Source organism: Spongiivirga sp. MCCC 1A20706 (assembly GCF_046524175.1).
Classification (GTDB): Bacteria; Bacteroidota; Bacteroidia; order Flavobacteriales; family Flavobacteriaceae; genus Spongiivirga.
In genome coordinates this window covers 556,048-577,036 of the sequence record NZ_JBEFZF010000001.1, presented here as the reverse complement: position 1 = coordinate 577,036, position 20,989 = coordinate 556,048, and the positions used below count along the sequence as shown (strand labels likewise).

Below are 20,989 nucleotides of genomic sequence, written 5' to 3'. Positions count from 1 at the left end.
TATGAACTCATTTTTTACCATTGTTAAAGGGGATTATTTACAACGTACCCGAAGCTATGCATTTTTAATTACACTTTGTGCCAGTGTAGCGATTGCCTATACTTTTGTACCAGAACCGAATGCTAGCTACTCGACCATTCGCATTGCTGACCATGTAGGAACGTATAACTCCGCTTGGTTTGGATATGTCACGGCCATTATGACTAGTATATTCCTGTCGCTTTTTGGGTATTACCTGGTGAATAGTGGTATCAAGAAAGATATTGACACCAAAGTGGGACATATTATAGCCTCCACTCCTATTTCAAATGTTCACTATTTATTAGCGAAAGGGCTGAGTAATTTTTTGCTGTTACTGTCCATTGTAGGTATTGTGTTTGCAATGAGTATCGTGCTCTTTTTCTTATATAATGATGGTTCTTCTTTTGAATTGATTCAATTTATAACTCCTTATATATTCATTACCATTCCCGCTATGTTTTTCATAGCGGTGACGGCTGTAGTCTTTGAAGTAATTTTCAAAAAATACATGATCCTACAGCAGTTGGCCTTTTTTGTGCTGTTTTGTGTTTTGATGGCGTTTAGTCCAAAATCTAATCTAGAATTTTCTCTCGATGTTTTTGGTAGTAAAATCGTGATGCATGAGCTGGAACAAACCGTTAGAACTCTAATTCATAGTGACGATAGTGTAGACCTGAATATCGGCTATGTCCTAGGAAATACCAAAAAGGCGTCAACCTTTGAATTTAATGGGTTGGATTTCCCTGCATCCTTTGTGATCAGTAGAGTACTCATCCTATTGATCGGTATTGGTCTAATCGCTGGATTTGGTCCCCTATTCCATCGTTTTAATTTACGGGAAAGGGTGTCTAATAAAAAACCAAAAAATACGAGTGCAATACAAGAGGGAAATGGAAAAGCCATCGTACTTTCAAACATACCCATAGCCACCACCAATTATGGAATCACAAAACTTTTGAAAATAGAGTTTGCAATGCTGCTTAGAAAAGGTAAAAAATGGTTGTGGTTACTGAATATAACAGGAATGGTATTGCTGGCCGTACTTCCTTTGGATTTAGCCCACAAAGTCATATTGCCGATTTTATGGTTTTTACAAGTATATCGCTTATCCGACATTAGTACGAAAGAGTTGACCCATAATGTACATTATTTTGCTTTTGCTTCTTATCAGCCAATGCGTAGAGTATTCTTTTCTCAACTCAGTTCAGCAATTGTATTATTAATATGTCTAGCATCTCCATTAGCGTTTAGACTCATGACTACAGGAAATATGACTGCCACAGGTGTGGTATTATTAGGTGCTGTTGGTATTGTTTTATTAGCTTCCTTATTTGGTATGCTCACCAAAGGAAAAAAGCTATTTGAAGTATTCTTTTTTATACTAACCTATGCCAATATTAATGGAATACCGCAGTTGGATTATTTTGGTGGGTATGAGCATGATTCGCTATATACATATACACTTGTAATTACTATACTGCTTTTAGGAGCAATCGGTTTTTTTAGCAGAAAGCATCAATTGCATGACTGATTTTTAGGCCATTTTCTTAATGCTTATCAGCATCATTGAATTGCCATAGTACATTAACCAGTTGCCATTTTCCATTCAGTTTTACAATATGCATATAATCAATCCAATCATCGGCAATGAGTTTTACGGAAGCAACTTTATCAAAAATGTCAAGAATGATTACCTCCTTTTTAGGGTTTTCAGGAAACTTATCTTTTTCTGTGTTATAGGTTTCGGAAAGTAAAATCATCGCGTCGGTAAACGTTTCTCTCAAATATTCTTTGCCAGTAATTTTATTCGACCAAAAAGTGCGTTTCACCATTCTTGGATGTGCAGCGCGTGCAAACTGTTCAGGCTGAACATTGTGCTGCGATTCAATATAATCTAATGCAACTTGTTTGATAGCTAGCGTATCTTTGGTTGTTTGTGCACAGACAACTGTTGTAAAAAGCAAAAAAGTTACCAAGACTTTTAGTGATATATGTTTCATTTGTAAGCGTGTTTTGTAGTTATTAAAATTAATGACAATTCCTATGTCAAGGGTGCTACTCTATATGTGATAAATCTTCGCCTAATCTTCTATTCCGATTCAGCGCATCGATAGCATCCATGTGCTTTTTGCTAAGCTCAAAATCAAATATCTCGAAGTTTTCAGTAATCCTTCTGGTATTTACTGATTTTGGAATGGCAGATACTCCCCGCTGCATTAACCATCGTAATGCTACCTGCACAGGAGATTTTGAATGCAATTTTCCAATTTCAATTAATTCAGGGATTTTCAGAACTTCCCCCATCATAATCGGACGCCATGCCTCTAACTGAATATGGTGCTTTTTTGAAAATGCTAGTAATTCATTTTGATTTAAATGTGGATGCATTTCTACCTGATTCAGCGACGGTACGGTGTGAAAATTGGCCATTAAATCTTCTAATTGCTGGATACTAAAGTTACAAACCCCAATAGCTTTTACACGTCCCTCGGCATACAGTTTTTCTAAGGCTCTGTAGGTTTCTTTATACTTGCTCCTTACTGGCCAATGAATCAAATAAAGATCAATATAGTCAGTTTGAAGTCGCTGCAGACTTTGTTCAAACGATAGTAATGTCGCATCATAGCCTTGTTCAGTGTTCCATACTTTGGTGGTTAAAAATATTTCATCTCTTGCAATGCCACTGTCTTTTATCCCTTGTCCAACTCCTTCCTCATTGCCATAACCGGAAGCCGTATCTATTTTTCGATATCCATGTCGCAATGCCGTTGCAACAGCATTTTCTACTTCGCCATTGTTTTTGGCAAAAAGAACCCCCAATCCAATTGAAGGCATCTTTACTCCATTATTTAGTTTGAATATTCGATGTTCCATTGGGCTATTTTTTAACTCCTACTGCCTTAAAAAAAGTGTAAGAAAAAGTACCACCACCCTCAGCAGTTTTATATAAATCAGCGATTCCTTTTTCAAAACTCATTTGGTTCATACGTTTTTTAGATACAACTTCTTCAGAAATGCCTTTAATCATAGCGGTAAATGTATTCTTTATGAAGCTTTCTAAAAGTTCTGGTTTCGAATCATCTACATACACTTGTCTCGGAGACACTTTAATAGACCTAAAATCTGATGTTGATAAAAGTGGATATAGTTCTCTACCGATGTTGGCATTCCCTCCTGTTTCGGCTTGTAATATTACTTGTGCGTTAATTGCTTTTCTAGCGTCGTCACTGTCCGGATGAAAAAATGTTGATCCGTGATCTCCTTCAATCACCGTAATGGTCCCGTCTTTTTTTAGTACTCTTTTTAGTTCTTTAAGCGCTGCTAATGGGTTGGAAAGATGCTCCAGAATAAAACAAACAAAAATATGATCGAAGTAATTGTTAGCATAGGGTAGTTCAAAAATATCAGCTAACTGTATTTCTACATTTTTAATATTGTTTTTGTTAATGGTCTCTCGGGCTAGTTTTAAGGAGGACTTTGAAATATCAACGGAGACAAAGTTACAGGTAGGATTCATAGTAGCGATGGTTCTTGTTTGCGCCCCAACACCACAACCAGCTTCTAATATCGTAGAACCTTCGTTCCATTTTGAGTCATAGTGTAATATTTCAGCAATTGAATTCGCTTGATCTTGCAAACGGCTCGCTTCTTCCATTGAATAACCATGTATATACCGTTGGGATCGCTCTAGATTAAGTTCTTGAATTACCGTATCAGCCTTATCAAGACGACTCAAGATGTCCTTACTAGCGTCTCTCAATTCTTTTCCTGATGGTGTAAACAGCAATTTGCCTTTTTCTCTATAAAAAATGCGTGTATTAAGTCTCGACTCCAACTCTTTAAGCTGATGACTTAAGGCAGATGGAGTTAAAAATAGTCTTTTTGCAGCCTCCTTTAGGGTACCAACCTCTTCAATGGCAATAATAAGTTTTAGGTGTCTTATTTCTATTTGGCCCACGTGATGATTTTTAAGCGAAGTTAATTTACAAGGAAATGAATGATGGCTTATCCAGGTGAAAAAAACTAATCGGTGGCATGAAAATAATTCATTTTTTTATTGAATAGTATTCAGGACCGCGAGAGCAACGTTAAATCTATACTAAAAGGTACTAAAAACACTTTTTACAAATCATGATACGATAATCACTCCTGTTAAACGCTACCCCACTTAAGTGCAATTTTGCAATAACAAAAGGGGTTTTAGGATAACACATTACAATTATTCAAATCAACGCTGACTAAGATCATTTTCTAAACCAAAGTACGAGCCTACTTTTAGCATTACCATTGTAAATCTGTTCAATATGAAAAAGGTAAGAAAGAAATTGCTGATCATTACAGTATTATTTTTTACTGCTTCGTACGCGTATGCCCAAGAGAAATGGTCTTTAGCGCTAAGACCAAGTGCTAATTTCTCAACACAGGATTTAGGAGATGCTACCCTCAACAATGGGTTTGGACTTGAATTTACGGTTAGCTACAATTTTATAGAACATTTAGGAGCTTACGTAGGTTGGGGGTATAATGTTTTTAATTCTGACAATAACTCCTTTGCTGGAACAGGAGACACAGATTTTAATGAAACAGGGTATTCGTTTGGCCTGCAGTTTATTCATCCTTTAGGAACTTCTGGAAAGCTATCGTATTTAATAAAAGTAGGAGGTGTATACAATCATATAGAAGTTGAAAATAATATCATTGAAGCTATTATTGCCGATTCGGATCGTGGCTTGGGGTGGGAAGTTTCGACCGGGCTCCAACTAAACTTAAACGATAACTGGAAATTACGCCCACAATTAGGATATCATTCGCTTTTAAGAAATATAACCATCAATAGTATGACAACCGAGGTGGATTTAAACTACGTGACTTTTGGAGTGGGGATTGCCAAAATATTCTGAAAAGAACAGCTAAAGAATGACCTATTAAGTAACGGATTAATAGTGCAATTAAGATTGTCATAACCCTCTTTTCATGGGTGCGACATTACTTCCTTTACTATTCAATACATGAAAACGTTGGTGTTTTAATATGATCATCGCTTGCAATTGCATGTGGTTTAAACAAGTGTGATTATTGTTTAGCCTAGGTAGTGATTTAACCTACCTTTACTACCCGTACACCATTAGTTCCCATCGTTGACTAGTACTATTGGGGTCTTTTGATACTAATTGCAATCCCTTTTGCATATCATGGTAATCCAAATACAATCCAGCCTCTGTTTTAATATATACATGTCGCTCGTCATTTGGTATTTCTTCCAGGATCCAAAAACCATAATTACCCATTAGCATAAAAGTAGGATCATTTACGGGACGTCCCAATCCGACATTGGGTTGAACATTATCAGAATCATAAAGAGCCATTAAATATTGCCCAGATGAGAGGTGCTGAATCCTGATTTTTCCTTGTGAAATGTACTCACTTTTATATAGTACCTTCCATGTTGCAATGTTATTGAGTAGAACGTTTAAACCTATACTATTCGGACCTGTATTTTGTAAGCAACTATTATATGCCACATTTTTAATCGTAACATTTTCATAATCTGGTTTCCTGTCGTTTGGTAAGGCGGCAATCGGTGAATAATTAACTCCAAGTTCAGGCTTAATATCTACGTAATAAAAACCATCATTGGTGCCGGTAATTCCTTTATTGACGCCAGCCGGGATACTTCTTCCTCGATCTGCAAACATCATCGTGAGCGGTAATACAAATTGACCGTTACTAATATAACCTCGAGGCCCATTCAAGTTTAAATAAAATAAGGCTTCATATACTTCAGCTTCTGTAGCGAGTCTCATGTTTCGAGAAGCAGCCATTTTCTTCACGTGCTCAAACGGTTGATCATATACTTTAAAAAATTTGACATCCCAATACTGTTGACCATGAAATCCTTTTTTCTTACCAAATTCTGTAGCCAACTCTGGGTATTCAAATGAAATAATGCCTCGTTCGCCAGGAATTGAAATAGAAAAATGGATAAGTTCATGCAAAACAGCTACCTTTCTCGCATCCATAACTTTGTTAGAAATTACTTTGTCTGGATTTAAGTATTTGGATACATTATCGTTTTTCCATTCTGAAGCTTCACGCAAAGCTTTGCCATATTCTAAGCCACTAATTAAATCACTTAGCTCCTCGCCCAAAACTTGTCCTGCCGTAATTAATATTCCAACTACAGAAATTGCTTCGCTTAACTTTATGAAATCTAGTCCGTATTTTGAAAGTACCTTTAACACATTTAATCTAAATGCATTTGTTCTTGGAAAAGTTTCTGCTAGTGCTTCACCTATCGCTTCTACCAATTTTGCTTTGGCTTGATTATATAGATGATAGGACTCTTCTAAAAACTCGATAGCTCCGTTTCTAGCTGTTTGATTGGTCGCCACCCTGCTCACTGCCTCAGCAGCTTGTCCGTTTATCTCGCCTATAATTTCATTTAACCGATTTGTCGCTTCAACTGTTCTGTCAACGCTGGGAACTACATTCGGAAGTGGTTCAAAGGTCATATCATTCGCTCTGGACACCAAATCTTGAGTGGCTTGCGCAAGTTCTCGTTGTAATCTTGCTATTTCTGCATCTTCTCCAAAGGCTACGGCTTCATTCGCTATTTGCTTATTTCTAGCTATTTCCCTTATTCTAAACTTTATAAAGGGTATTGTTCCTAACATCATTAAACTAAATGCGGATACTCCTAAAGTACCTTTTAGTATTTCTTGAAGATTGCCTCCTGCAGATTTAAGATTAATTTTATCCTCGAACATCGAAAATTCCTTTACATAGGTCGGGGCAAATAGTTTCGCCACAAGCTCGCTTCCTTTTGGTGTAAAATACATATGAGTAATATCCATAGCTACAAACCCTTTCTTACTGGGTCTGTTATGCATGACCTCTTTCCAAACACTTAATGTTGGAGGTTTATAACTACCGTCGGTAAGTTTTGAAATCTTTGCATCCGGAGCATTGGTATGTGTCTTCCAATCTTCTAATAATTTGTTCGCGTATAACCACTTCTTGCTACTCGTAAAATAATTAAACCTTCGTTGGTATGCAGCTTGCGAGGCTGTAGGTTGCGTTGCAGCCAAAGCGGTATATAATTCTTCTAATAAGAAAGGTGCATATTGAAATCTCCTTACCGGATCAACCTTAATTTCCAATGAAAGTAATTTGATGTCCCTTTCCCCATACGGTTTCTCCTCTTTTTTTAATAGGGCCTTAGCAGCTGATTCTAATAACGCACGCTCTTCTGTTTCCCAGCCATCAAAAAACACATTAAATTTATCGTAGTTCCATGTTCGTGCCTGCCCAGGAAAAGGCCCAGCCAAAATATCACGTCGTCTAGATTCTTCTAACCATTCTTCCGGGGTGTATACTTTTTTACCTCCGCCAACATATTCTTCTGTGACATAGTCATCTGGATTGGGTTTATCATTTTCATCCAGTGGTCTTCCTTCAACATAAAAAAAGCCCTCGTTAATACCTTTAGAAGGATAAACTTCCTTATAAGAATTTCGAGCTTCCATCTCCCATTCTATAGCTCCTAGATTAATTCCTTGATCAAGCGTGCTTGATTTTGTCTTCAATGGAACCGCTAGTTTCCCTTCTTTCACCCAGCCGATAACAAAAGGCTCAAAATTTAAGTTATTAAGCGCTTGTTCTAAATCGCTCGATGTTGCTAGCGTCCAGCCACGATAATACGCTTCTTCTCTAGCTCTTTTATGCGTTAAGTTGGGGCTACGGTGAAATTTAACAGTTTCAGACATATCTATAAAGGTTTAGCAGCATCATTTATATCGGATTATTAATAAATAGTAACTAATTTTTAAAGCATGAAATATAACGTCGCCCAGCGGAAAACAAATGGTGTAAAAAAATCAATCCAACTTAAATTTTTGACAATTGTAACCAACATTAATCTTAGTCATTCTACTTTCGTTGCTGGTCAATTTTTGTGGGTGCGATATTACTTCCTTTACTATTCAATACATGAAAACGTTGGTATTTTAATTCAATTACCTCAATCAACACTTTAGGATCCTGAGCATGTAATGCTTCAATACCCCAACCCACCGGAATAGCTTTTTCAACAGCCCAGGCACTGATTAATTCATGCCGGCTATCTAATAACTGTATTGTGATGTCTTTTGCCTGAAATAACTTGTTGTTAATAGCATTCATACACCAAGCAACTAGTTTGGAATTGGGATTATACCCCCGCCTTAAAATCAGGTTTTCGAATACCGTGTCTGGCAGTTTTTTGCCTTCTTCTTTTACAAGTTTTGCTTGCAAACCACTAATCGATTGAAAAGGTTCAACTTCTTCTCTCTTATTAGTATGAAAGGTTGCTGTAAAATGTACGTTTAAGGGCGGGTATGTATTGTTATCTGACATTCTAAACGTGTTCGATGGTAATTCCTTCATGAGCAATTTCTAAGGTCTCAATTGCAACTTCGCAGTTGGTACTGTTGAGCAAGGGTGATTCAAGTCGTACTGGCCAAGCAGACCGTAGTTTCCAAATCACTTTGGGTTCATGTTGCTCGTTTAGCAATGAAATGGTGACATCTCTCCTTTCAACCGTATTTAGTTGAATCGTTCGATACCAATCGAAAAATTCGTTATCACCATTTAAAATCCCTCGTTTAAGGATAATATTTGAGAACTTTTGAAGTCCGGGGATTTTACGAGGATGATAAATCGGGTCACTACCCTCTCTATATTCAATAGGATTCGTCTCAAAATCGAGTCCGGACACTTCAGTAAATCCAATACGGGTACCCCCCCAATCTACTTTGAAATGAAAATTTACACATGGCAACTGATTCATGATTTAACAGATTTATGGTTGTCCATAAAATTATGATGTACTACTGATTATATTATAAGGGTTTTCCCTGATTTTTACTAGATAATAGCCCCATACTTGAATTGTTTATATATACTTTCAAAAGTTCCGGTCAAGGGAAAACTTTCAAATCATGTTATTTTCAATATTCATTCAATTCAACGAAAAAAAACGTAATTCATTGAGAATTAAAAAATTGATCGCACGCATTCTATATCTTATTGTACTTATCTATCCCTGACTGTAGTATATCGGAAAATGCGTGCAAACTATTTTTCAGATGAATAATGCCATCATTTCGATTAGTACAATTCCCCTTATTATCACAACCACAAAATAAACCAACCAAGCATGCAACTAAGTATTCAAAAACTAAAAGAAGTAAGCGAGGCACCTCGTAATTGGGTGTTCGAAAAACGGTTCAAGTTTTTACTAGCATTCACCGTTTTTATTTTATTAGCGGCAAGTTTTTGCCGTATTCCAGGGCTTATTGATCATCCGCAATTTACAAATGAACTTAAGTGTGCTTTTGTCAAAGACCTCCTTAAGGGCAACAATATGATGTGGTCGTATTGGGCCTTTTTTATCATTGACTTTATTTGGGCGTTTATCTTATTATTATCTATCTGGGTCTTTGTACGCAATTTTGTATCGGATCAAGAAGACTACGGGAACTGGATTCAAACACTTTTAAAAGTATTTGGAGTCATCACAATCGCCGCATATGTGTTCGATGTCTGGGAAAATGTGTTATACCTGAGTACCTATGAATATCCTAAACGGATCGCTGATATCAAGACTATTTTATATGGAGTAGTCATACTCGGTTGGTTGTTGGTTGCTATTAAAAAATACTACAAACAATATTATCCCACCATCTTGCGATTCTTTAAATCAGCCATTTATAGTCTGGTGATTATTATGATAATTGGCGTGCTATTACCAAAGGCTAGTCAGGTAAATTCGATTGTCGTCAACCTATATATGGAACCTTATAATTTAGGCATATTATTGTTAGTAGCAGCGCCTATTTATGCAGTAATGCTGGCCCACTACCCTACCTATTTTAATATCGATAAAAGTCGGCGTAAATGGTACCGTGCTAAATGGCATTGGCAATTGATCAGCACTGTTTTTTATAAAAATGATTATGATAAACACGAAAAAAACGCTCACATTGTGGAGGGATCCATCAACTTCATGCTGCGTATATTGGGGATTCTGTTTTATGCGGCCCTATTCTATTTTGTTGCTTTTACATCTGAAACCAACTTTCATTGGCCCTTTGCGACATCGGTGATCTCAGTATCAATGTTGTTGCTAGGCGTTTATTTGTTGTATTATTTACGGGAAGAAAAACAGCAATGGCTAGAAAAAAATGTTCCGCTACTCAAATCTCGTATTCCATTTTATGATGGCGATTTTAATGATGAGCACGAGGATATGGAGGAAGCCGAGGATCACAGTTTTGAGGAAGAAGCTAAAAAACGTTTAGCCGATGATCTTGAAAAACTAGAAATTGCCAAAACATCACTAACAAAAGGAGAAATTAATAACCTAAAGGAAATCATACCCCATATTCGAGTTTATGGCTGGGTTATTACGATAACTGTAGTGTTGACCATCGCATTTATAGCCTATTTGTTATATCAATACATTACGGTAGATGCGACAATTAATGAGTCATTGTATACAGAGTGGACTGCCATTATAAGCCTTGTATGTATTGTACTGCAAACAGTAAGCTATATCTACTACCGCACATTCCGATCGATTTTTAGATTAGTTTTCTTTGATAAGGATAGGAAAACGGTTGTAAATGCCTTTTATGTGATGCGTGTAATTGAGGTCGACCCTGAAAAGGAAGTGCAATTGACTCAAGCCCATTTAGATGCAAAAGAAGATCAATTAAACGCTTTTTACAATCCTAACCCTTTTGGAGCACCAAAGGGGATTTTAAAGTTATTGAACACACTAAATATTGGAATTTTTAGTAATAACATTTTCTTTTTGCAAGCGACAGCAGTATTTGGAATGTTCAATTCTGGTTTTTTCTTGCTTCTCAATCTTGTAGATGAACTGCCATTTTATTTTAATGCAGCACTCATTATACTTTCGGCCCTATTCCTATACTATGGGATGCTGGTCGTTATTACTAAAAACTTTATATTCTATAAATTTTCCAAAGAAAGATATGCGGTACGAAATCGTCAGTTATTTAACTTCTATTTGATTATGGGATTTGTACTGATGTTGGTCCTTAATGTATTGACCGCTAAATTGCCTAATAAGTTATTTGTTTTAGCGCCCATAGATCGAGAAGAAAAAAGAGATGAATTGACCTTGGAAGATTATACAAAAACCCTGAAGCCCACCAAAACAAAATATTATATCGGCGCCTATGGCGGCGGGATGAAATCGAACGCCTGGACCATGACGGTGCTAGATGAATTGTATAAAAAAGATGACTCTTTTCTAGAAAAAGCAGTAGTGATGTCAGGTGCTTCGGGCGGTACAATGGGTATTACCAATTGGTCTGCGATTATGAAAGAAGAGCGAGATCACCCAGCACGCACAAAAATGATTACCGATATTGCTACAGAGCATGTATTATCAATGGATTTAACCCATATACTAGGACGAGATTTAGTGAATTATATGTTTGTTCCGTATTTTGATAAAAGTGGGCAGGATCGCTCATCGAAAGCCATGGAACGCTATGCAAAATTAGCGGATAACGAAGCGGCAATTTGTTCTAGTAAATCGTACCGTGGATTTTGGAAAGAAGTTTATACGGCAAATAAAAACCACTACCCTGTTATTATTTCGAACAGTACCAATGTTAGGGGTAACCAAGGAATGGCTGTTAGTGTCGGAGGCGTTCATTCCACTGAAACCTCCCCTTCTTTATTGTATCAAAATGCTGACAATATTCTGGAACTTGAGTTGTATGATGACGATACGAAAAAAGTAGAGCAAAAGACCATTTCCTATTATAATGCAGCATCTACCTCTAACAGATTTCCTTTAATAAGCCCAGCAGCTAAAATTCCAACTTTAGGACATTTTAATGATGGTGGTATCTATGAGAACTCCGGCTTATTATCAGCGTTTAAACTATTTAGACAGATTAATGATCAGCCCGGCATTGCAGACCTGGACTGCCTACCGGAACGCAATGTATTTATCAGTATTGTAAATGATAAGAATGCCTATATTAAGAAAACAGTTCAAGATTGGATAAAGGAAGGAATCCGTATAAAAAAAATCAATCCAAACACGGAGTTAAATGCTATTTTGAATTCGGTATCCTCGACGGAAATGATGCCGATTTTTATCAAGACGGAGTTAGAACGGCTAGATTATCTTCATCAAACAATTGATTTTAAAACCATCTACCTTCCTCATCAATTCAATATCCAAGACATTAAGGATATTTATGGGTTGGAGTTAATTTCAAAAAAGACGAATAAGCCTATTTATGAGACATTATATAAATGTGTACAGAACAATGACGCCAATATTAGAAAATGGCGATTTCCGGAATCTAAAAAAACGAAAAAGCCGATTATTGAAGCCCCGATGAGTCGCGTAATGGCCCCGCAGGCATATGAGTTTATGCAAAAAATGGCGCTTGACAGTACACCGGCAGGAAAGATGATTAAAGAGATTACTCAAATTAAATAATTATTGGACTAAAGCGATTAATATTTTAAGAGGAAAGTAGCAATAGTAAAAATCGAATACGCTAGAAGCGCTAACTAACTATTTGTTGCAGAAAAATAAGATTGGCTGAATGTGACAAAAATGCCTATATTTAGGCGACCATTCACGCTAATACCCTCTCTCAACCTTTTGTAAACAAAAATCTTAGAATAAGATTTTATGATTCTGTTTTAATAACCAATTGAACAAATTATGGCAGCCCTAAAACGTCATTTGTTATTTTTCTTATCCTTTTTAGTCATTGGTATAACTGGTCTATTTAGTCAACACCAAACTCCATTGGCTAATAAAGAGTTAGACTCAATCCAGACGACAATGATTTCCTATTTCTACAAAGGAGATTATTATAAAATTCTTGAGGATTATGATAAAGCGCTAGCGATTGTGCGAAACTATCAAGAACCAGAGTTGGAACGAAAACTAATTACTTTGGTCGGAGGGTCGTTCTTACACATACAAGATACGTTGGGTGCAGAACGTATATTTAAAAAGGAAATGGATAAGGCTCTAAAAAGTAAAAATGATACGCTTATTAGCTTCGCCCATTTCAATTTAGGGAATGTCTATTACGGTGCCAGCCATAATAAAGCCATTTATCATTATAATGAGGGAAAAAAGATCGTAACACGGCTAAAAGATACCATTCGTCTTTTTGTGGCAAACTATAATATAGCTGAAAGTTATTATTCTATTAAAAAGTACGATAGTGCTCAGATTTTTCTAAGTACAGCAAAGCCTTTTGCACAAAAGATCACAGATAGACCGGGATTTATAGCTTCTACTCATTATTTGCAAGGTGCTATTTATCAGAAAAAAGGAAAGCACAAAAAAGCTTTGGAAGAGTTGAACGTGGTTGTTGCCAAGGGTAAAGGGCAATTGTATCCTGAAATGTTGATTGACACGTATCGTAATCTAATTGAGGCCCATAATGACCTTAAGGAGTATGAACTCGCTAATGAGGCCAGAAAATCATATGATTCCTTAATTGAAATTAAGTATAGAGAAGACAAAATAGCTCTTGAAAAAACAGCAATTTCCAAGTACAAGCTAAAAGAGATAAAAAAAGAACTAAAAGCACAGGAATTAAAAAAAGAGCTAGCAGAACAAAAAGCATATGCTAGCTCTAAGTTTTCTTGGTTAATGGGTTTAATTGCTTTTATCTCATTAGTATCAACCGCCTTAATTTTCCGTTCTAGAATTACAAGAAATAAGGCATTAAAGGAGTTAAAATTAAAAAATCAACAATACCTAGAGGCTAAAGAAAAATCAGAGAAATTAGCTGTCGCTAAAACTCAGTTTTTTTCTACAATAAGTCATGAGTTGCGAACCCCTCTTTATGCAATTACAGGCCTTACCGAAGTACTGCTGAAAAAAGAGAAAAACAGATCGGATGAGCTTCAGTCATTAAAGTTTTCAGCAGATTACCTGCTTTCTTTGGTGAATGATGTTTTACAAATTAACAAACTAGACTCTACTAAAGGCAAGCAACTCATAACAGAACCTTTTTCATTAACTAGTTTAATTAGTGATATAACCGATTCTTTGGAGTTCATGAACTCCAAAAATCAAAATACAATTTCAATCAATATTGAAGAAGGCTTAACCGATAGGTTTGAAGGCGATAAAATGAAACTTTCACAAATATTGATTAATCTCATTGGAAATGCCTGCAAGTTTACAAACGAAGGAATGATTAACGTTAAAATAGATGCTTTATCTGAATCTAATGATACTGCTCATCTCCGATTTATTATCCAGGATACTGGTATAGGTATTTCAAAAGAAGATCAGGCCAAGATATTTGAAGAGTTTACTCAGTTTACCAATAGCAATGATTACCAAGGCACCGGACTGGGGCTTTCTATTGTACAAAAGTTGTTGAAATTATTTGAAAGTAAACTAGTAATTGATAGCACTCCCGGAAAAGGTTCTATTTTCTCATTCGAAATTAAATTAAGGAAGGAGAATAACAATAATACCTCGATTCCGCTGGCTAAAAAACAAGATGTATCGGTTCTAAATGGTCTTAATATTCTAATTGTAGATGATAATAAGATCAATCAAATTGTAACGCAAAAAATAATAGGACAATATGATATGACGTTTCAGAGCGCTTTTGATGGTGAGAAAGCTGTAGAAGCTGTAAAAGTTAATACGTTCGATATTATTTTAATGGATTTAAATATGCCAGTTATGAATGGGTTTGATGCCAGTAAAAAAATTAGAGAACACAAAATACAAACCCCAATTATCGCTTTAACAGCCGTAGAAAAAGGAGACTTAGATGTTGACTTAACAGAATATGGCATTAATGATATCGTCGTAAAACCCTATCAAACAGATGAGTTTTTGCGAAAATTAATGGAATATATATAGCTAACTGCTTTGCACTCGCTAACTTTCAAGATCGGTTTTTCCGTGAGAATCTAAATCGTTTTCAAACGATAATCATTTTGCAATTGTAGTATCAATCTATCCGCAGCTTTTTGAGTATCGTTTAACATAATGTTGTAGTATTCGACAATCTGTTGGTAACTGTACAATCTATTTGCAAACTCGTTTAAAACTAAAGGCGCATCTTGAAGTAATTTGTATTTAATAGCAGCATTCCATATTTGGCCAGTTCTTTTTCTGTAAGAGGCCATTTCTTTAAATGGTTTTTGGGTGAAAAGTCTTAGACCCAAATCCGATGTGCTTTTGTGATATGTTTCGTAATATGCTTGCTGACTAGACAGCTCTTTTTTACGATGTTCGTATTCCAGTATTTTATGAACAACGGCTTTACTTTCTATTAAACGCAATCCACTTGCGTTTTTTAATTGTTGTAGCGTCTGTTCGTTGGGCATAAAAGTATCAGGGCGTACATTAAGAATCTTATAATGTTCATATAATTGTGAATCATTCCTATTTTCTAAATTAAAGTCAAAGCAAAGGCTAGTAAGACTATCCAGTCTCTTGATTCTACTTTCATTTAATTCCACTATAAGTTGAATATTCGTTTTATCTGTTTCTAAATCATTGATCAATGATTTTATATATTCTTTTTCAATTCTTTTTTCAACATAAGCATCTCTCAGGTTATCAGCAAAAAAACCCAAAAATACCGCTAGAAACAGCATCAAAAATTCCAGAAAGTACTTTTTAAACCTTTTAGATCGCTCTTTAAAGAAATAGATTAATTTCATATGATTATTTACCAGTTCTTATTTCGTACAATGATTTTCCTTCGATGTCTATAAAATCAAACTTCTTCATAGTGTATTCCGATTTCAATGTTTTCTTGAATTCGGAAAAAGGTATTTTATCAAAATCTGCGGAGAACAATGTCATAATAGATTCTAACGATTCCGGGTGTTCTTCCCATAAATGTACTCTACCTTGATGTGCAACATTTTTCAGTGTGATGATATGCGAGTTCTTAAAGTAAGGCACTACGTAGGTCGCATTTTTAAGAGGTGTATTGACATCCATGTTAGCCTGTAAGATGACCATAGGAATGGTATTGCTTTTAATTTGTCTCATTTTATCACCAACATCCGGTGTATGAATGACATCTTTTAGTGCATCATAGCTTAAGGTTGTAGGACGCATCCATTTTAACTCTTCTCTACTGCTTATTAGTTTATGTCGCTCTTCAGAAATTCCCAGACTAACGTCAATAAGACTATTTAACATCCCAACAGTTGCATTTCCACCACGACGCTCTTTTGCCCATAAGGCCAACAATCTGTAATCACCATTGTACAGCTCTGTAATATATTTTGGCCATGCCTCAGTAGGTCCATAAGGATATCGTAAATTTCTTTTAAAATCGTCCGCACCAATTAGAATTGAATCTGAATCTATTTTGATGTAAACCGGTTCTTTTTCCAATCGTTCTACAATAACTTTTACAGCATTTAGCAAGCCAATTTTAGGTAGTTTTCCTTTTAGTTTTTCTGACTTTTCAGCTTCCTTTTCGATATTTTTGAACACTTCCCAAACATCTTTGGGGTCGTCATATGAATGACTTAATGGCTCTATATCATACACCAATGCTCTATCAACTTTTTCAGGATACCGGCTGATATAACCCAAGGCCCATTGCGCACCAAAACTGCCAACCATGAATGATACTTTATGATAACCATGATAGGTTCGAATAGCTTCAATATCATCTACTAAATGACTAAAATCATAGCCTCGAAGATCCACCCCAATCTCTTCAAAATACTTGGAATAAGAAAGGAAACCCGTTTTCAGGTTTTTTTTCCATTGCTCCGGATTGGATATTTGTTTGGGGTCTCCTACATTATATGTATAGGTAAAGTCTGGTATAGGCGCCCCCGGTATAGCATGATTCCCTCTTTGATTAATTACTAGTACATCCCGGTCTTTATTTAGAATAGACACTTGTTTTCCAAAGTAAGTTCCATGCTTTCCACCATATTTTCCACTAAACATATCTATAAAAAAGCTGCCAGGAGGGCCACCAGGCAAATACAATACAGGCGGTAATCCTTTATCGGTTTTAGCTTTTAACCTAAAATATTGAACCCCTATTCTTCTGGAATTTTCAGCCAGTCTATTTTCAGGAAGAAAGATTAGGTTATCAGTCCCCTTAAAGTCAACCTCTTCATTTTGATAGCTGAAATTATTGGATACAACCGTTGGTATTGTGTCTTTTTGTTGCTTTCCTGAGCAACTAACACTTAACAAAAAGATGAATGTGGTTAAGGGATATAGTAATGTTTTCATAAGAATAATTTATAAATTAAATATTTATCTTTACATAAAGATACTTTACAAACATAATAAAAATATCTTTATGTCAAGATATATTTGTATTTTTGTTTCAAATTGACGCTACAAATGACAAATGATATTATCGACACCTTAATTTCTGAATGGAAAAACGAACGTCCCGAACTAAATGCTGAACCAATGGCAATTGTAGGTCGTATTCTAAGCTTAGGAAAAACTTTAGAAAAAAGAGCTAGCGCCGTTTTAAAAGACAGCGGTATTTATTACACCGACCTAGATGTGCTTGCTACCTTAAGGCGCTCTGGAAAGCCTTATGCCCTTACCCCTTCACAATTAATGCAATCGGTTCTACTTACCTCAGGCGCCATGACCGCTTTATTAGATAGACTGACTAAGCTGGAGCTTATTTATCGTACAGTCGATGACAAGGATAAGCGTATTAAACGCGCCACCCTTACCAAAAAAGGGATCAAAATAATTGACAGTGCTATTGAAATACGATTTCGGGAGGCGCATGAAGCTGTAGATTCTTTAAATGAAAAAGAACGCGAACAACTTGCTCAATTATTAAAAAAAATGATGTCTACCCTTAACTAATTTTGCCATCTAAATTGAGCAACTTTGCCATAGCCTTAAATTTAAAAGTCTCTTTTCCAATGCTGAATTCATGTACCCCCACACTTTTAAAATCATTTTTTTGATAGAAGTTGATCGCTCTAGTGTTGCTATCCAGAACGGATAACCAAATAGCTGAAGCACCAAATTTAAATGCCTTTGAAATCAAGAGATCTTGCAATCGCTTACCTATTTTCATTGAGAGAAAATCTTGTAGCACGTAAATCTTTTGTAATTGGCTTACATTATCTGATTGAAGGAATTGCGAAGGAGATGTGAGTTTGAGCTTAGCATAACCTACAGGAAGTGCATCTACAAAAGCAATCCAATATATGTTGTTGGCCTTTTTAAGGCTATTTTCAATTTTCCGTACTGAAAATGTTGCATTAAGGTAGTTTTTTAAGTCATTAGGATCCCTAAATAAACTACCAAAGGTTTCCTTAAACGTAATCCTACCTAGCATGGCAATATGAATTGCATCCTTGGGGTTAGCGAGTCGTATTTGTTCCATAAGTAATTGTTTTCATTTTATATAATCGGTATAGATGTAACAAAACAGCAATCGAACAGCCAATTATGACAGGTATAGCGCTGATTATGAATCCGTAAAAAACATACATCAAATTCGCAACAACAGAAATAACACGCAGCCGGTGTTCATCTCTAGAAGACATAGAGTACAGATTAACCCCTAATGCTATGTATCCTATGGTGTCGGCTAAAGTCATCATAATTACGATTTTTACTTCAACTATACTTTTTACAGTATAAAGATATTTTGAATATATTTACCCTGCAATAACTGTCATCGATGACAGTATAAAAAAATAAAGATGATTGTAGATGGGAATCAAAAGGCCTATGAGCTAGAAGGCAAAATATTTCATTGCGGCACGAATGTAACATTACATTTCATCGGCGGAAAATGGAAAAGTGTGATACTTTGGTATTTGAGAAATGGTGAAATGCGATTTTCAGAATTAAAACGTTTAATGCCAGATATTACAGAAAAGATGCTTAGTATTCAACTAAAAGCATTGAATGAAGATGGACTTATCGAACGTCAAGTTTATGGAATTAAGCCACCTAACCGTGTAGAGTATTCCCTGTCAGATTTTGGAACATCTTTCATACCTGTGATCAAAAAAATAACCGAATGGGGAATTCAGTATGCAGAATCTAAAGGGCGGCTTATCGAAATTAGCTAGTTACTCTAATTAACCTTGATCACTAAAATAGCTTAAAAAAGGGATTGAGATTAGGTAACTCTCTACCATGTATACTCAGGGGGCTGTATGTTATTCATTCTAAGATACAAATTAGTCTTGGCTCTGTGATTTGTCATATGATCTTGAACATAAAATAAAGCAAATGCCCGGCTTACCGTATTACCGCTATGATACATGACACAAAGTTGATCTAACTGCTCTTGTTCTATTGTATTCACAACATTTCGGGTATAAGCAAAACCATCTTCTAAGAGCACAATAATCTCTGCCTTAGACATTTTAGAAGCATCCGGGGTATTCGGTTTTACATCCATCCCTTGCACATACCGTTTTGTTAGTAGCTTTACCGTATAACCGATATGAACCATTTGTTCTCCGAACGTTTTACTTACATCCGTTGGTTTGTATGAATATAGATGCTCTGGCATTGCCTTCGCTACTTCCAAGCAATGTTCTGCAGCTTCATTCCATACGTTTAAGTACATTTTTGTAAAAGGAGTTTTAGGAGTGTTTTGAGCCTGGCTAACCGATATGGATACATTAAATATCAAAATGACTATTAGGACTATATTTTTCATGTGGAATTAAATAAGTATACGAGATGAAATGTTCTTATTGGCGTTTTACTCTTTCCACCAATCATTATTTGCGTTCGTTCCTTCTTTTAGGAAGATTGATTCTCCAATTTTGGGTGTAATGACTTCAACGCCTAATTCTTTTGCTTTTTTAGTGACCCGTTCAACCGGGTCTGTCCAAGTGTGCATAGCCAATTTAAAGGCTCCCCAGTGAATTGGCATTATTCTTTTAGCTCTCACATCCAAGCCAGCTTGCGCTGTTTCCTCAGGAAACATATGTATTTCAGGCCATTTTTCATTGTATTGCCCGCATTCCATCATCGCAAAATCAAATGGCCCATATGTGTCACCAATTACTTTAAAATGGTCAGCATATCCACTATCTCCGCTAAAATAAATCTTTTCTTTATCCGATTGTATTACCCATGAGCTCCATAATGTTTTGGCTCTATCACTAAAACCTCTTCCTGAAAAATGTTGCGCAGGTGTGCACACCAATTGCAATTCTTCAAAAGCTATTTCTTGCCACCAATCCAGTTCATTAATAAGGCTTTTTTCAATTCCCCATTCCTGTAAATGTACACCAACACCTAAAGGCATATAAAACGCCTTTACTTTATCTTTCAGTTTTTTTATCGAACCATAATCTAAATGGTCATAATGGTCATGGGAGAGTATTACAGCGTCAATCTGCGGAAGTTTTTCAATTTCAATAGGTAATTGCTTGCTGAACCTTTTACCACCCAACATAGGGTGCGGTGCTGGAACATCACCAAGCATCGGATCTATTAGAATATTTTTATTATGAATCTGTAATAAGAAAGTAGAATGACCGAACCAGATTAACCTTGTTTCTCCAGAATAATCAGCAATACTTATAGAATCTGATTTTTCCACCGGAATATCATTTTTTGGTGTTGTGTTGGGTTGGGATTTAAGATAATCGATAATTGATTTTCCCATATCACGCAAACTCATATCCATCTGCACCCTTTTGGTGTTTACAAATATTCCATCCTGGTAATGTTTTGATTTTCGATAGTTGGCCTTTTGTTCCTCCGTTGCTTTACCGCCAAACTGAGGGCTTATGCTAACAAATAAAATGGTAACTAAGAGAATTACGCCGACAACGACACTCATTGCAATAATCATTTTTCTAAAAAATTTTAAAATTTTGCTTTTCATTTTATCAGTAAGAATCTCTTTTTAGAAATTCAAAATAATGATGATTATGG

At 35.9% G+C, this 20,989-nt stretch carries 18 protein-coding genes; 6 read left to right on the top strand and 12 right to left on the bottom strand.

Translation table 11 applies throughout. The features are described from left to right. The first annotated feature begins 1 nt into the window (after position 1). A complete protein-coding gene (locus ABN763_RS02655) occupies positions 2 to 1,552 on the top strand; it encodes a hypothetical protein (protein ID WP_410483863.1) in 1,551 nt (516 codons plus the stop codon). Between the two features lie 16 nt (positions 1,553 to 1,568). Here the strand turns inward: ABN763_RS02655 and ABN763_RS02650 are convergent, their stop codons facing one another. From ABN763_RS02650 to ABN763_RS02640, 3 genes are read right to left on the bottom strand one after another with little or no spacing between them, the layout of a single operon-like run. Beyond that, positions 1,569 to 2,021 (bottom strand): nuclear transport factor 2 family protein, encoded by a 453-nt coding sequence (locus ABN763_RS02650; protein WP_410483862.1) that lies wholly within the window; start codon positions 2,019 to 2,021, stop codon positions 1,569 to 1,571. Positions 2,022 to 2,076: 55 nt separating this feature from the next. Beyond that, complete coding sequence (locus ABN763_RS02645; protein WP_410483861.1) at positions 2,077 to 2,895, bottom strand: aldo/keto reductase; 819 nt, start codon at positions 2,893 to 2,895, stop codon at positions 2,077 to 2,079. Between the two features lie 4 nt (positions 2,896 to 2,899). Further along, a complete protein-coding gene (locus ABN763_RS02640; protein ID WP_410483860.1) occupies positions 2,900 to 3,979 on the bottom strand; it encodes a methyltransferase domain-containing protein in 1,080 nt (359 codons plus the stop codon). A 346-nt stretch (positions 3,980 to 4,325) separates the two neighbouring features. Between ABN763_RS02640 and ABN763_RS02635 the strand changes: the two genes are divergently transcribed. Beyond that, the gene (locus tag ABN763_RS02635; RefSeq protein WP_410483859.1) at positions 4,326 to 4,922 is read left to right on the top strand and encodes an outer membrane beta-barrel protein; all 597 of its coding nucleotides are present in this window, start codon (positions 4,326 to 4,328) and stop codon (positions 4,920 to 4,922) included. Between the two features lie 210 nt (positions 4,923 to 5,132). Here ABN763_RS02635 and ABN763_RS02630 read toward each other — a convergent pair whose 3' ends face one another. The 3 genes from ABN763_RS02630 to ABN763_RS02620 all read right to left on the bottom strand — a co-directional run bounded on the left by ABN763_RS02630 (position 5,133) and on the right by ABN763_RS02620 (position 8,848). Next, positions 5,133 to 7,787: a hypothetical protein gene (locus ABN763_RS02630; protein ID WP_410483858.1), complete on the bottom strand. Its 2,655-nt coding sequence runs from the start codon at positions 7,785 to 7,787 to the stop codon at positions 5,133 to 5,135. 163 nt (positions 7,788 to 7,950) lie between these two features. Continuing rightward, complete coding sequence (locus ABN763_RS02625; protein ID WP_410483857.1) at positions 7,951 to 8,445, bottom strand: phage tail protein; 495 nt, start codon at positions 8,443 to 8,445, stop codon at positions 7,951 to 7,953. Beyond that, positions 8,417 to 8,848, bottom strand: a complete 432-nt coding sequence (locus ABN763_RS02620) for a phage tail protein (protein ID WP_410483856.1) — start codon at positions 8,846 to 8,848, stop codon at positions 8,417 to 8,419. Before ABN763_RS02620 ends, ABN763_RS02625 begins: the two co-directional genes overlap by 29 nt. A 369-nt stretch (positions 8,849 to 9,217) precedes the next feature. Between ABN763_RS02620 and ABN763_RS02615 the strand changes: the two genes are divergently transcribed. Next, complete coding sequence (locus ABN763_RS02615; RefSeq protein WP_410483855.1) at positions 9,218 to 12,553, top strand: hypothetical protein; 3,336 nt, start codon at positions 9,218 to 9,220, stop codon at positions 12,551 to 12,553. A gap of 231 nt (positions 12,554 to 12,784) precedes the next feature. After that, complete coding sequence (locus tag ABN763_RS02610) at positions 12,785 to 14,968, top strand: ATP-binding protein (RefSeq protein WP_410483854.1); 2,184 nt, start codon at positions 12,785 to 12,787, stop codon at positions 14,966 to 14,968. 50 nt (positions 14,969 to 15,018) lie between these two features. Here the strand turns inward: ABN763_RS02610 and ABN763_RS02605 are convergent, their stop codons facing one another. Beyond that, a complete protein-coding gene (locus ABN763_RS02605; protein WP_410483853.1) occupies positions 15,019 to 15,777 on the bottom strand; it encodes a hypothetical protein in 759 nt (252 codons plus the stop codon). 4 nt (positions 15,778 to 15,781) lie between these two features. After that, entirely contained in the window at positions 15,782 to 17,329 is a 1,548-nt protein-coding gene (locus ABN763_RS02600) for an alpha/beta fold hydrolase (protein ID WP_410483852.1), read from the bottom strand. A gap of 114 nt (positions 17,330 to 17,443) precedes the next feature. On the opposite strand from ABN763_RS02600, the gene ABN763_RS02595 reads away from it, so the two are divergent. Next, entirely contained in the window at positions 17,444 to 17,932 is a 489-nt protein-coding gene (locus ABN763_RS02595; RefSeq protein WP_410483851.1) for a MarR family winged helix-turn-helix transcriptional regulator, read from the top strand. Here ABN763_RS02595 and ABN763_RS02590 read toward each other — a convergent pair. Together ABN763_RS02590 and ABN763_RS02585 are read right to left on the bottom strand one after the other, a co-directional pair. After that, positions 17,925 to 18,461 carry a GNAT family N-acetyltransferase gene (locus ABN763_RS02590; protein ID WP_410483850.1) on the bottom strand — a complete coding sequence of 179 codons (537 nt, stop codon included), beginning with the start codon at positions 18,459 to 18,461 and terminating at the stop codon, positions 17,925 to 17,927. The genes ABN763_RS02595 and ABN763_RS02590 overlap by 8 nt on opposite strands. Further along, positions 18,439 to 18,681 carry a YgjV family protein gene (locus ABN763_RS02585; RefSeq protein WP_410483849.1) on the bottom strand — a complete coding sequence of 81 codons (243 nt, stop codon included), beginning with the start codon at positions 18,679 to 18,681 and terminating at the stop codon, positions 18,439 to 18,441. Before ABN763_RS02585 ends, ABN763_RS02590 begins: the two co-directional genes overlap by 23 nt. Before the next feature lie 102 nt (positions 18,682 to 18,783). Between ABN763_RS02585 and ABN763_RS02580 the strand changes: the two genes are divergently transcribed. After that, positions 18,784 to 19,158, top strand: coding sequence for a winged helix-turn-helix transcriptional regulator (locus ABN763_RS02580; RefSeq protein ID WP_410483848.1), 375 nt, complete (start codon positions 18,784 to 18,786; stop codon positions 19,156 to 19,158). Between the two features lie 62 nt (positions 19,159 to 19,220). Here the strand turns inward: ABN763_RS02580 and ABN763_RS02575 are convergent, their stop codons facing one another. After that, positions 19,221 to 19,757 (bottom strand): DinB family protein, encoded by a 537-nt coding sequence (locus ABN763_RS02575; RefSeq protein ID WP_410483847.1) that lies wholly within the window; start codon positions 19,755 to 19,757, stop codon positions 19,221 to 19,223. Between the two features lie 45 nt (positions 19,758 to 19,802). After that, positions 19,803 to 20,939 carry an MBL fold metallo-hydrolase gene (locus ABN763_RS02570; RefSeq protein WP_410483846.1) on the bottom strand — a complete coding sequence of 379 codons (1,137 nt, stop codon included), beginning with the start codon at positions 20,937 to 20,939 and terminating at the stop codon, positions 19,803 to 19,805. Positions 20,940 to 20,989: the final 50 nt, after the last annotated feature.

What these genes read in the sequence shown, in the direction of transcription:
- ABN763_RS02655 (WP_410483863.1), top strand. Translation starts at nt 2, where the DNA reads ATGAACTCATTTTTTACCATTGTTAAAGGGGATTATTTACAACGTACC.
- ABN763_RS02650 (WP_410483862.1), bottom strand. Translation starts at nt 2,021, where the DNA reads ATGAAACATATATCACTAAAAGTCTTGGTAACTTTTTTGCTTTTTACA.
- ABN763_RS02645 (WP_410483861.1), bottom strand. Translation starts at nt 2,895, where the DNA reads ATGGAACATCGAATATTCAAACTAAATAATGGAGTAAAGATGCCTTCA.
- ABN763_RS02635 (WP_410483859.1), top strand. Translation starts at nt 4,326, where the DNA reads ATGAAAAAGGTAAGAAAGAAATTGCTGATCATTACAGTATTATTTTTT.
- ABN763_RS02630 (WP_410483858.1), bottom strand. Translation starts at nt 7,787, where the DNA reads ATGTCTGAAACTGTTAAATTTCACCGTAGCCCCAACTTAACGCATAAA.
- ABN763_RS02625 (WP_410483857.1), bottom strand. Translation starts at nt 8,445, where the DNA reads ATGAAGGAATTACCATCGAACACGTTTAGAATGTCAGATAACAATACA.
- ABN763_RS02620 (WP_410483856.1), bottom strand. Translation starts at nt 8,848, where the DNA reads ATGAATCAGTTGCCATGTGTAAATTTTCATTTCAAAGTAGATTGGGGG.
- ABN763_RS02615 (WP_410483855.1), top strand. Translation starts at nt 9,218, where the DNA reads ATGCAACTAAGTATTCAAAAACTAAAAGAAGTAAGCGAGGCACCTCGT.
- ABN763_RS02610 (WP_410483854.1), top strand. Translation starts at nt 12,785, where the DNA reads ATGGCAGCCCTAAAACGTCATTTGTTATTTTTCTTATCCTTTTTAGTC.
- ABN763_RS02605 (WP_410483853.1), bottom strand. Translation starts at nt 15,777, where the DNA reads ATGAAATTAATCTATTTCTTTAAAGAGCGATCTAAAAGGTTTAAAAAG.
- ABN763_RS02600 (WP_410483852.1), bottom strand. Translation starts at nt 17,329, where the DNA reads ATGAAAACATTACTATATCCCTTAACCACATTCATCTTTTTGTTAAGT.
- ABN763_RS02595 (WP_410483851.1), top strand. Translation starts at nt 17,444, where the DNA reads ATGACAAATGATATTATCGACACCTTAATTTCTGAATGGAAAAACGAA.
- ABN763_RS02590 (WP_410483850.1), bottom strand. Translation starts at nt 18,461, where the DNA reads ATGGAACAAATACGACTCGCTAACCCCAAGGATGCAATTCATATTGCC.
- ABN763_RS02585 (WP_410483849.1), bottom strand. Translation starts at nt 18,681, where the DNA reads ATGATGACTTTAGCCGACACCATAGGATACATAGCATTAGGGGTTAAT.
- ABN763_RS02580 (WP_410483848.1), top strand. Translation starts at nt 18,784, where the DNA reads ATGATTGTAGATGGGAATCAAAAGGCCTATGAGCTAGAAGGCAAAATA.
- ABN763_RS02575 (WP_410483847.1), bottom strand. Translation starts at nt 19,757, where the DNA reads ATGAAAAATATAGTCCTAATAGTCATTTTGATATTTAATGTATCCATA.
- ABN763_RS02570 (WP_410483846.1), bottom strand. Translation starts at nt 20,939, where the DNA reads ATGAAAAGCAAAATTTTAAAATTTTTTAGAAAAATGATTATTGCAATG.